This is a genomic window from Asaia sp. As-1742 (assembly GCF_011753235.1).
Classification (GTDB): domain Bacteria; phylum Pseudomonadota; class Alphaproteobacteria; order Acetobacterales; family Acetobacteraceae; genus Asaia; species Asaia bogorensis_B.
This window is the reverse complement of record NZ_VWWA01000001.1, coordinates 494133-505851: the sequence shown is the minus strand read 5'-3', so window position 1 is coordinate 505851 and position 11719 is coordinate 494133. Positions and strand designations below refer to the sequence as shown.

Below are 11719 nucleotides of genomic sequence, written 5' to 3'. Positions count from 1 at the left end.
GTCAGGGCACCCGGTAAAATGGATTGGGGAGAAGGAAACCACGTTCGGCATGGCCACCTGCGAGATCGGACGGCTGATCACCAATATTGGCGATGATCTGGAAACCCTTCTGTTCAATCTCGCGACGGGCCGCCGCCTTGTAGTCCGAGGCTGATGGCGTATGGCTGCCCTCGGGCCTGAGCACGAGGCCAGACCAGCCAGTATAACCCGCAGTCTCAAGGTTACGCGCCGTATCGGCACGCTCGTTCTCACTGCGTCCGGTCACGAAAAACACCGACACGCCATGCTGCTGGGCCATACGATAAAGAGCGAGTGTGGAGGGAAAAGCCTGCGCCTTGGCGCTCATTTCCCAGGCCATCACGCCGCACGGTCCCTTGGGCAGGACATCGCACTGACCATCACGAAAATAGGCAAAATGATTGGCCTGAATCTCGGGCCAGTTGGAGAGCGATGTCTCGTCGATATCCAGGACAATGGCCGGCTTGCTCACATGCGTGGCACGCAAACGAACCCACTCCGATGCCTCCTCGACCACGGCAGCGAACTCACGATCATAGGCCCCGCTATCATGGTAGGTGGTAGCGGCAATCTCTGCATCACCTACATTGGCCGGTGCCGCGTGGGCAGAGCCCGCTGCCGGTGCCCCAAGCAAAACCGCAAGCGCCAATGCGCGCCCGAAACGATTTAAGCGCCGGCGAGAAACCGAACAGACGACAGACGGATAATTCATGGTAGGCGGCGCTCCTGTGAAGCCAAGATACAATTGCACCATCTTCACAGCTGTAGAGACGGCTCACAAGACCGGTGCGCAGGAGCATGTCCTTGCCTCAAACAATCGTTTTTCATACCTGCCCCGTCCTGTATTGATATCTCGTTCCCCAAGTGAAACAGAACATCTCCTCTTCGTCTATCCCTCTTGTGCACAAACGCATCGAAAGCCTATTTTGTAAATTCTGGTTCAGGTGGCCCGAATAGGGATGCAACTACTTGCAAATACCCCAATACCCGCCTAGACACGGTCGTATACAACGAAGCAGTCAGGAGATGATTTTGGGCGCGCCTCGGGAAATTGCGGTCGTGACCATTCTGGAAGCCGCTGAAAAGATCTTCTCCGAACATGGATTCAGCGGTGCAAGCATTGCTGCCGTGGCCCGGGAAGCTGGTATTCCCAAAGCCAATATTCATTATTATTTCTCTACCAAGGAGACCCTGTATCAGGAAGTGCTCCGGCGCACCGTGCAGGAATGGCTTCGGGAATGCGAAATCTGGCTTCGCCCTGAAAATAAAGCCTCTACGGCCCTACGCGCCTATATCGGCTCCAAGCTCGCCTTCTCACGTGCCAATCCCCATGCGTCACGCCTGTTCGCCCATGAGATCATCGGAGGGGCGCGCTACCTGCATGATTATCTCTCGACAACCCTGCGTGAGGCGATAGCGCCGTTCGGTGAGACATTCGGGGTCTGGATGGAGCGGGGCGAGATTCCGCAGGTCGATCCGACGCATTTCCTCTTCTGCCTCTGGGCCATGACCCAGTGGTATGCAGATATGCAGCCTCAGGTAACCGCCCTGCTCGGCAAGGAAACGCTTGAAGAAAGTGATTTCAATGTTGCCGCGGAAACAATCCTCGCCCTCGTTCTCGCCCGGAAGGACATAACAGCCTGACGTCTGGCCTGCCGAGAAAGCCCTGCCGGTGGTTTATCCTCGGTCCATTGACGGAACACGAACGAGCAGAACAATCAGGATAGCAAGCGCGGCGAGTGCGGCACCGCTCATCGAAACAGCACCATAGCCTAGCCCCTGATACAGAACCGCGCCGCCCAGCCAGGCACCAAGCGCGTTACCAAGGTTGAACGCGCCGATATTGACTGACGACGCCAGAGCCGGGGCGCGCTGTGCCGCCTGCATCGTGCGCATCTGCAACGCGGGCATGATGGCGAAAGAGGCCGCACTCCAGACCAGAATACCGAGTATTGCACCGATCGGCGTGACCGCAATAAACGGGTACATCAGCATGATGCCACCTAGCATAGGGAGCATCAGCAACAGGGCAAAACGCGTGGAGCGATCGGCCAGACGACCGCCAAGCGCTGCGCCAATGCTGAAACCGACGCCGATCGTCATGAGTGCGAGGGTGACGAGTCCCTCACTGGCATGGGTGATGCTATGCAGGAAGGGCGCGATATAGGTGTAGAGAACGAACATGATCCCCGCACCGAGCGTGGTGACGGCAAGGGCCAGCAACACCTCACCGCCCGCCAGAACGCGCAATTCGCCAAGGATATCCGGGAGTGGATTGCTGCCCCGTGGTGGCAGGGCGAGGCTGAGGGCCAGCACGGCCAGGGCGCCGAGCAGCGCCGTCACCAGGAAAGCGCTGCGCCACCCCATGGTGTCGCCCAGCCAGGTTGCCGCAGGCACCCCGAAGATATTCGCGATGGTCAGCCCCATGAACATCGACGCCACCGCCGAGGCACGACGCTCGGGTGCCACGACACTCGATGCCTCGACAGCCCCGAGGCCGAAAAACGCCCCGTGTGACAGGCTGGTGATCACTCGCCAGATCATCAGAACGGCATAGCTATGGCTGAGCCCGGCACCGAGGTTGCCGATAATGTAAAGCCCCATCAGCCCAACCAGGGCGGCCTTGCGCGATACGGCCCCCAGCAGCAGCGTCATGATGGGGGCCCCCAGCATGACACCAAAGGCATAAGCGCTCACGAGCGACCCGGCCTTGGGCACGCTGATGTGAAGATCCTGGGCAATGACCGGCAACAACCCCATCGGGGTGAACTCGGTCGTGCCTATGGCAAAAGCCCCCACTGCCAGCGCGAGCAGCGCCCCTCGAGCCGAACCCATCTTACCCCCTGCCGAATTAAAGCTTGCGCAAGTTCTTCTTACTTTCCAGATCCTGCGCCCCGTGCCACGATTTTCTCCTGATGTTTCCACAAGGAGCCGGATCGAGACAATGACCACACCATTTGCCGACAGCAATCACGACGCCCTCTGGCTGCCCTTCACGGCCAATCGCCAGTTTCGCGATGCCCCGCGCATGCTCGTTTCGGCAAAAGGTATGTATTACCGGGATGATAAAGGCCGCGAAGTCCTGGATGGTTGCGCCGGACTCTGGTGCGTCAATGCAGGCCACGGGGCACCGCGTATCGTGGAAGCCGTGCAGAAGACGGTCGCGACACTCGATTTTGCCCCTGCTTTCCAGATGGGCCACCCCCTGGCTTTCGAGGCCGCAGACCGTGTCGCGCGCCTGGCCCCGAATCCGCTCAACCACGTTTTCTTCTGCAATTCCGGCTCTGAAGCAGGCGACACGGCGCTCAAGATCGCCATCGCCTATCATCGCCTGCGTGGCGAAGGCACACGCACCCGCCTGATTGGGCGTGAACGCGCCTATCATGGCGTCGGGTTTGGCGGCATTTCGGTTGGCGGCATTTCGGGCAATCGCAAGCTCTATGGTTCGCTGCTGACCGGGGTGGATCATCTGCCCCATACGCTCGATCTGCGTCGCAACGCTTTCTCGCGCGGCCTGCCGGAACATGGCGCGGAACTGGCTGACGATCTGGAGCGCATCGTCGCCCTTCATGACGCCTCGAACATTGCGGCTGTTATCGTCGAGCCCATGGCTGGCTCGACAGGCGTGCTGCCAGCGCCGAAGGGCTATCTCAAACGCCTGCGCGAGATCTGCACCAAGCATGGCATCGTGCTGATTTTCGATGAGGTCATCACCGGTTTCGGCCGTCTGGGCGCGTCTTTCGCCGCCGAGAAATACGGCGTCGTGCCTGACATCATGACGGTGGCCAAGGGTATTACCAACGGTACGATCCCGATGGGTGCCAATATCGTATCCGACGAGATTTTCGACGCGTTCATGCAGGGACCGCGCGAGGCCATCGACCTGCCGCATGGCTACACCTATTCGGCCCACCCCGTCGCCTGTGCTGCTGCCATTGCCACACTCGACACCTACGCCGAGGAGCATCTGTTCGAACGCGCAGCCGCGCTCTCGCCGTATTTCGAGGAGGCTGCCCATTCGTTGAAAGGTGCGCCTCATGTGGTCGATATCCGCAATGAAGGGCTTGTGGCCGGTATCGAACTCGCCCCCCGTGGCGCCAAGACGACGCGCGCTTTCGAGGTGTTCGAGCGTGCTTTCCATGAAGGGCTGCTGCTGCGCTACACAGGTGACATCCTCGCCATTTCACCGCCGCTGATCATCGAAAAGAACGAGATCGATCGCATCTTCGAGACGATCGGCCGCATCCTCAAGACGATCGACTGATCAGGCTGGGCTCCGGCGGGATACGCCGGGGTCTCACCCCCATCGCGCAGACTTTTCGATCTCCCGGCAATCCGGTCAGATCGAGCCTGTTTGGGGCCAATAGTGCGACAAAGCTTCGCCTCGGCCCAAGACGTTCAGCCAGTTACCTTGCGCATCTCAAGGAACAGATCGGGGATCACTGTCGAGAACATGGCAGGCATGGTCCTGCAGCTCTTCACCAGAGGCATGGTCATCATCATGCGCCACGTCATCAAGCAACGCATAACCGGCGCCGAGCGGCACGAGGACGAGGGTATGGTCCCCCATTTCCTGTTCGGGATGGGCCAAGGAACCCGCAAGTATCCTGAAGGGCGAGCCGTTCAGCGTCGAGAGATAGAGGGCGCGGTAACGATGTGCACCCAGCGGGACGGGTAGAAATGACCAGCTTGGCCCGATACGGTCGCCGTACCGGTCCAGTGTCGCCCTCACCTCAGGGTCCACGCAATCCAGATGGATGTGGAGCTGGTTCTGCGAGCGCCCGTGTGACGAGTTGATCGAGAGGGCAAGCAGCCGGTCCGGAACAGGGTGCCCATAGGCCGCGCCAACGCGATCGCGAAAAGACCAGGCTTCGGCGAAGTAATTGGGCGTTTCGGGACGGAGCAGGACCGTGCTTTCCATCCCCGCTACCTTGTCCGTCGGAATCAGAAGATATTGCCCACGCCCCTCAAGCGAATGCAGCAGGGCAATGCCCCGCGCGTGGTCATAGATCACACAGGGCTTCGTCCCTTTGGAGCACTTCGCGCTGATGAGCTTCCAGAGGATATCCGGATCATGATCCTTGTGGATCACCGTGGCGGCGCGGGAGGCGGGTGCAAGACCGACGCCCAGCGCCGCAACGGCAACACCCACCCGCCACATTCCGCGCCTGATGCCGCGCGGCAAAGTACGACCCGATCTGGGAAACAGGGATAGACCCCGACCGCCTCTCAGCATGCACGCGTCGCCGCCGAAAGAGCCATACTCTGACCCAGTCGCTCAAGGCGACGCTTGACCCCGCCACCCGCAGCAAAGCTGCTCTGCTCATTATGGCTCAACCAGAGAATCCCGTCCTCGATCGAGAGCGAGGTATTCTTGAGAAGCGCCGACGTGCCACCGCAGATCGTATAGGCAAGGCGAAGCGCAAAGCCGAGCTGCACGGCACGGTCGCAATCATCAGGTGAGAGCAGACGCCGCGAGACTTCCATGAGGGGATCGGCCGGGTCGGCCTCGTAACGCACCGCCAGCGTCAGAGCGACGAAGGCGCGTGACTGGTGGTCGAAGCCAACGCCATGCATACGCATGATACGCAGATAGGTCTGGGCTGCGCGATATTCGGGATGATCGAATGAGCCGATGTCGGACATACGGCAGGCCATGTCGCGCAATGCCGTTTCGGACGGCGTTTCATGCTGGAACAAGGGCTCGGTCCAACGCACGAGATCATCAGGTAGCTCCATGCTGCGGCTCAGACGATGCGCGGTCTCATCAGCCAGCGCACGACAGGGGTCGAGTGCAGCAACCTCCTGCCCGACCTTGCGCATATACCAGCCCTCCCGCAGGCCATCGACGCTGAATATGATCTGTGATGGCTGCACGATGCGCATCAGGCGCCGCAGGACGGTGGCGGAGAACGGGACATCGTCCAGACGCTTGCGCGGAAAGCCGGGTACTTTTTCCAGCATCTTGCGCGGGGTATCGATCAGCCACGTCACCATCTCGCGCGCCTCATCGGCACCCAGCGTGTAGAGATGAACGATATTGAGCGGGTAATGCGTGCGGGCAATCTGCAACCGGGCCAGGGCGCGGAAGGCGCCGCCAACCAGATAGAGCGGCTTTCCTTTCAGGGCAGGCAGCCACGCCACACCATCAAGATCGGCTTCCACAACCTCACGCGCACGTTTGAGGTCACCGCCGGAACGGTCAGACAGTCGTATCACCCCAAGCGGCTTGGTGCAGGCCTCATGATGCCGGCCCCCTGCCACGCGGATTAGTTCAAGCGAGCCACCGCCAATGTCAGCGACAACGCCATCTGCATCCGGCAAACCACAGAGCACACCTGTAGCCGCGTAATCCGCTTCCTCCTCACCCGAGAGAATACGGATCGGCACGTCGGGCATGCACTCATGCAGCGTCTCGACAAATTCGCGCCCGTTGCTGGCATCGCGAACGGCAGCCGTCGCCAGTACCTCAAAAGGTTGGGCATCCATTGCGCGTGCGATGGCATTGAAGCGGGTCATGACATCGCGTGCGAGTCTCAGCCCCTCCTCATTCAGGCGGCCCGTCTGCTCAAGCCCTCGCCCCAGACGGAGCGTGGCTTTCTCATTGAAGATCGGGATCGGATTACGGGTGACGCCCTCGAACACGACCAGCCGGACCGAATTAGATCCCAGATCGACGATGGCGGCGCGATGATGGCCCTTTGGCGCGTCAGTACCCGTCACTCTACCCTCTTCCTCAATCTTCGCGGATACGCTCGGGCCGTTCACGACGGCCCGCATCCTTATCCTGCGGTTTCTCCCTCGCTGCCGAGCCACGCCCGGAGAGCGAAGGGTTATGCATGAAATATTCATGCGCCGAGAAGGGATTAGCCCCCGGAGATACGCGATGCCAATCCCCACGCGAGGAAAGCACCCAGCTTTGAAGTGTGTCACGTAAATCCATGGTCATGATCTGACCCAGGATCTGGGCATGGACGGTCGAATTGAAGATCGGCACCATCGCCTCGACACGACGATCCATGTTTCGTCCCATCCAGTCAGCCGAGGAAATAAAGACCTTGGCCTTGTGCGACGGCATCCGATGACCATTGCCGAACGCGAAGATACGCGCGTGCTCCAGAAACCGACCGACGATCGAACGGATCTCGATATTTTCCGAAAGGCCCGGCACACCGGGGCGCAGGCAGCAGATACCCCGGATGATTCCAACCACCCTCACCCCGGCGCGTGAAGCCCGGTAGAGCGCATCGATCAGGGCCGGGTCGACCAGTGAATTCATCTTCAGCCAGATCTTGGCAGGGCGTCCGGCCTTGGCATGAGCGATCTCCCCCTCGATCAGGTCCATGAGCGTGTCACGCAGCGTGATGGGGGCAAAAGCGAGCGCCTCCATATCCACCGGGGTCGCATAACCCGTCATGTAGTTGAACAGCTTGGCCGAATCGCTCGCGAGCTGGGGATCGCAGGTGAAGAAGGAGAGATCCGTGTAGATACGCGCCGTGATCGGATGATAATTACCCGTACCGAAATGGGCGTAGGACCGCAGACCACCAGCTTCTCGCCTGACGACAAGGCTGAGCTTGGCGTGCGTCTTGAGATGGGTGAAGCCGAACACCACCTGGACGCCTGCCGATTCGAGCGACCGCGCGAGGCGGATATTCGCTTCCTCGTCAAAGCGCGCCCGCAGCTCAACCATCGCCGTGACCGACTTGCCCAGCTCGGCGGCCTCGATCAGCGCCCGCACAATGGGGCTGTCCCGCGAGGTGCGATAGAGCGTCTGCTTGATCGCCACCACATTGGGGTCAAGCGCTGCCTGTTTGAGAAACTGCACCACCACATCGAAGCTCTCGAAGGGATGATGCACCACGATATCCTTGGCGCGGATCGCTGCGAAGCAATCGCCGTCATAATCGCGGATTCGCTCAGGGAAGCGCGGCGTATAGGGTTTGAACAGCAGGTCGGGGCGATCCGATACGATCATCTGCTTGAGGTCGACCACACCGATGATGTCGGGCTGAACCACCACATCGTCACGTGCCACGTCGAGTTCTTCAGCGAACTCACGCCCCATGCTCTCCGGTATGGAGGCGTCGAGGGCAAGATGGATACCCACACCGCGGCGACGCTGCTTGAGCGCTGTCTCGTAGGACAGCACCAGATCCTCGGCTTCGTCCTCGAACTCGACATCCGAATCGCGGATGATACGCAGCACCCCGCCCTCGGCAATTTCCATCCCGGGGAAAAGACGCGTGATGTGCAGCCGTATGACGTCCTCGAGCGCCACGAAGCGCACATCGGGGCGGATATCCGGCTCCTCCTTGTGCGGCGCGGGTAGACGTATGAAACGGTCGATCTGCTGGGGCAGCAGAATGAGCGCATCCATCGAGAACCCTGGGATCGTCGGGTCATTGAGGCGTAGTGCCAACGCCATTCCAAGATTCGGAATGAACGGCATGGGGTGCGAGGGGTCGATGGCGAGCGGCGTCAGAACAGGATAGATCTCGTTCTCGAATTTGGCAGCGATACTCTCGCGCTCGGCGTCTGTCAGTTCCTCACGTGTGCACAGGCGAAGCCCCGCCTGGGCCAGTTCACCGCGCAACAGGCGCCAGATGCGCTGCTGTGCCGCAAAGAGCTTTGCCGCGCTGCGGCGCACGCTCGTCAGCTGGCGCGCTGGTGTCAAACCATCAGCCGAGGGGGCGACCAGTCCCTCGCGCACCTGACCAACAAGCCCCGCCACACGCACTGAATAGAATTCATCCAGATTGCTGGCACTGATCGACAGAAAGCGCAGACGCTCCAGCAACGGGTGGCGGCTGTTTTCTGCCTCCTCGATCACGCGCTGGTTGAAATCGAGCCAGGATAATTCACGGTTGATGAACCGCGTCGGTGAGGTCACGATTCCGGGGTCGGGAATACGGGCCACGGCACGCGTGGCACGCGTCGCCCTTGGAGCTTTCGCCCGGGTGGCGCGTGGTGCCTTGGAGGGGGCGGGCCTTGAGTCCTTTTCCGAAGACGACGTCACGCGCTACGTTTCCTGTTTCTGTCCAATGAGAAGTAACAACATCGGCCCGTGAGCAGCGCGCGTCAAACCCCTTAACCCAATCATCATAAAACGTTCCGGCCCGGTGATGGCCTGAGCGGTCAGGTTCAGCGTTCGCCGGGGGCTGGCTCATCCAGCAGTCCCGACAGGGCCTGTCGTGCAAGGCCCCGCGTGAGTGGCCTGTTATGAGCAAGCCCAGCCTGATCGAGCCGGTCTACCGCGCTCACAATCGCATCGCAGGTGCGCGGCAGATGGTGCATGAGCCAATCGAGAATCGGTTTGGAAACAATCATCTGGCGCTCTGCAATCAGGCGCAGAAGCAGGGCAAAACGCAGGGAATCCTCAGGAGCCAGAAGCGGCACCACCGTAATGGCCCGCAAGCGGCTTGCCAGATCAGGCAGAACGATGGGCAGACGGACAGGCGCAAAACGCGAAGCGATGAGCAGGGTCGTGCGTTGTTCACGCGCCAGATTGAGCAGATGCAGCAGGGCACGCTCGGATGTCACACGCTCCAGATGATCGAGCGCCAGCGTGGTGTGGGCTGCCCCCGCGATCTCGACCACCTGCGCCATATCCAGCGTCGCCGCATCCACAACGCGCGCCTGACGCCTCGCCGCCCAGATGTGCAGAAGATGCGACTTGCCACAACTGTCGTCACCGCAGAGCAGCAGCCTGCGATCGGGCCAGCCGGTCTGGTTCAGCCAGTGGCGCGCCTGTGCGTTGGAGGCCGACGGAATGAAGTGACGGGCTGCAACGCTTGCAGGCGGCCGCAGCGCCAGCGCGAGTTGCGCGGCGGCGTTGCCCGGCGCCAATCCGTCAATTCCCGCTTCTTTGTCCATTCAATAGCCGTTCCGGTCCTTTCCGAGCCGGGTCGGCTCCATTAGAAGGACAGATACTAACGCAACCGGCCAGGTTTTTCGAGCGAGGCGACAGCATGACCGATCCGATTTCCCCTTCAGCAAGCTATCGCGATTCCGGCGTCGATATCGAGGCCGGTGATGCGCTGGTCGAGGCGATCAAGCCTGCAGCAAAATCGACCGACCGGCCGGGCACGATGGGTGGTCTGGGCGGCTTCGGTGCGCTGTTCGACCTCAAGGCCGCTGGCTTCACCGACCCGATCCTGGTGAGCTGCACCGATGGTGTGGGCACAAAGCTCATGGTCGCCATCGAGAGCGGCCAGCATGATACGGTCGGCGTCGATCTGGTCGCCATGTGTGTGAATGATCTTGTGGTGCAGGGCGCTCAGCCGCTTTTCTTCCTTGATTATCTGGCAACTGGCAAACTGGCTGTTGAAGATGCTGCCCGTGTCGTGAAGGGCATCGCGCAGGCCTGCCGCGATACGGATTGCGCACTGGTCGGCGGTGAAACTGCCGAGATGCCCGGGATGTATGACTCCGGACATTACGATCTTGCTGGCTTCAGCGTTGGCGCAGCCGAGCGTTCCGCTCTGCTCCCCGCCGGCATCACCGAAGGCGACACATTGATCGCCCTCCCCTCCACCGGCGTTCATTCCAACGGCTATTCGCTGGTACGCAGCATCAAGGCGATGAGCGGTCTGCAATGGAACAGCGAAGCCCCCTTTGAGCCGGGCAGTACGCTCGCCGAGGCCCTGCTGCGCCCCACCGCGCTTTATGTGCGCACGGTCATGGCCCTGCATCATGCCGGGTTGCTGCATGGCTGCGCCCATATCACCGGCGGTGGCCTGCCCGGAAACCTGCCCCGCGTCCTGCCTGAGGGTCTGGGTGTACAGATCGAAGCCGATACCTGGCCTGTGCCGCCTGTCTTCCGCTGGCTGGCTACCACGGGCAATGTCGCGCATGACGAGATGCTCAAGGTCTTCAACTGCGGCATCGGCATGGTTCTGATCACGCCCGAGCCCGAGAAGGTTCTGGCCATGCTCGAAGCCCGCGGTGAAAAGGGCTATCGCATTGGTGACGTAACCGCCAATGGCCCACGCTATGCACTGGATGGCCAGGTTGATTTCGCCCTATGAGCGAAACAATGGCTGTCCATAAAACCCCCATCGCGGTTTTCATCTCGGGGCGCGGCAGCAACATGAATGCCCTGATCGAGGCCTGTGCGCGACCGGATTATCCGGCGCGCATTGCCCTTGTGCTGAGCAATAACCCTGATGCACCGGGGCTCGAGACGGCACGAAACGCAGGTCTTGAAGCGGTAGCGATCGATCACCGTCTCTTCCCAAAAGACCGTGAGGGACACGAGAAGGCCATTGAGGCCTGTCTCGAAAAGGCAGGGATCGAGTTGATCTGCCTCGCGGGCTACATGCGCGTCCTCACCCCTTATCTCGTCGGGCGATGGGTCGGCCGCATGCTCAACATTCACCCAAGCCTGCTGCCGGCCTATCCCGGTCTGGATACGCATGAGCGTGCCCTGGCGGCGGGCGATACCCGTCATGGCTGCACGGTCCATCTGGTCACTGATGGTGTGGATGAAGGCCCGATACTGGGCCAGGCCGAGGTGCCGGTCCTGCCGGGCGATACACCCTCCGCGCTTGCGGCACGCGTTCTGGAGCAGGAGCATCGCCTCTACCCCGAGGCGCTCGCAGCGTTTCTGAGAGCCCGATAAGGCACCCTCTCACGACATAAAGAAGCCCGGTCAAGCCGGGCTTTTTTTATTGAGCATCCATAGGTTCGGGGAGCAGGG

The 11719-nt window shown here is 60.9% G+C and carries 10 protein-coding genes; 4 read left to right on the top strand and 6 right to left on the bottom strand.

Annotated features, from left to right (window positions below; translation table 11 throughout):
* Nucleotide 1: 1 nt before the first annotated feature.
* Nucleotides 2-730, bottom strand: coding sequence for an HAD family acid phosphatase (locus tag F3J08_RS02130; protein ID WP_166928232.1), 729 nt, complete (start codon nt 728-730; stop codon nt 2-4).
* 314 nt (nt 731-1044) lie between these two features.
* Between F3J08_RS02130 and F3J08_RS02125 the strand changes: the two genes are divergently transcribed.
* A complete protein-coding gene (locus tag F3J08_RS02125) occupies nt 1045-1662 on the top strand; it encodes a TetR family transcriptional regulator C-terminal domain-containing protein (protein WP_122039969.1) in 618 nt (205 codons plus the stop codon).
* A gap of 33 nt (nt 1663-1695) precedes the next feature.
* Here the strand turns inward: F3J08_RS02125 and F3J08_RS02120 are convergent, their stop codons facing one another.
* On the bottom strand, nt 1696-2853 hold the full coding sequence (locus F3J08_RS02120; protein ID WP_166928231.1) for an MFS transporter: 1158 nt from the start codon (nt 2851-2853) through the stop codon (nt 1696-1698).
* A 109-nt stretch (nt 2854-2962) separates the two neighbouring features.
* On the opposite strand from F3J08_RS02120, the gene F3J08_RS02115 reads away from it, so the two are divergent.
* Entirely contained in the window at nt 2963-4282 is a 1320-nt protein-coding gene (locus F3J08_RS02115; protein ID WP_166928230.1) for an aspartate aminotransferase family protein, read from the top strand.
* 156 nt (nt 4283-4438) lie between these two features.
* Here F3J08_RS02115 and F3J08_RS02110 read toward each other — a convergent pair whose 3' ends face one another.
* From F3J08_RS02110 to F3J08_RS02095, 4 genes are all read right to left on the bottom strand, one after another.
* Nucleotides 4439-5170 (bottom strand): CDP-diacylglycerol diphosphatase, encoded by a 732-nt coding sequence (locus tag F3J08_RS02110; RefSeq protein WP_370458646.1) that lies wholly within the window; start codon nt 5168-5170, stop codon nt 4439-4441.
* Nucleotides 5171-5247: 77 nt separating this feature from the next.
* Complete coding sequence (locus F3J08_RS02105; RefSeq protein WP_166928228.1) at nt 5248-6798, bottom strand: Ppx/GppA family phosphatase; 1551 nt, start codon at nt 6796-6798, stop codon at nt 5248-5250.
* The gene (locus tag F3J08_RS02100; protein ID WP_370458652.1) at nt 6755-8938 is read right to left on the bottom strand and encodes an RNA degradosome polyphosphate kinase; all 2184 of its coding nucleotides are present in this window, start codon (nt 8936-8938) and stop codon (nt 6755-6757) included. The genes F3J08_RS02105 and F3J08_RS02100 overlap by 44 nt, the downstream gene beginning before the upstream one ends.
* Nucleotides 8939-9162: 224 nt before the next feature.
* Nucleotides 9163-9894, bottom strand: a complete 732-nt coding sequence (locus F3J08_RS02095) for an HdaA/DnaA family protein (RefSeq protein WP_166928227.1) — start codon at nt 9892-9894, stop codon at nt 9163-9165.
* A gap of 95 nt (nt 9895-9989) precedes the next feature.
* Between F3J08_RS02095 and purM the strand changes: the two genes are divergently transcribed.
* A complete protein-coding gene (gene purM, locus F3J08_RS02090) occupies nt 9990-11048 on the top strand; it encodes a phosphoribosylformylglycinamidine cyclo-ligase (protein WP_062164814.1) in 1059 nt (352 codons plus the stop codon).
* Nucleotides 11049-11056: 8 nt separating this feature from the next.
* A complete protein-coding gene (gene purN / locus F3J08_RS02085) occupies nt 11057-11641 on the top strand; it encodes a phosphoribosylglycinamide formyltransferase (protein ID WP_166928226.1) in 585 nt (194 codons plus the stop codon).
* The last annotated feature ends 78 nt before the right edge of the window (nt 11642-11719 follow it).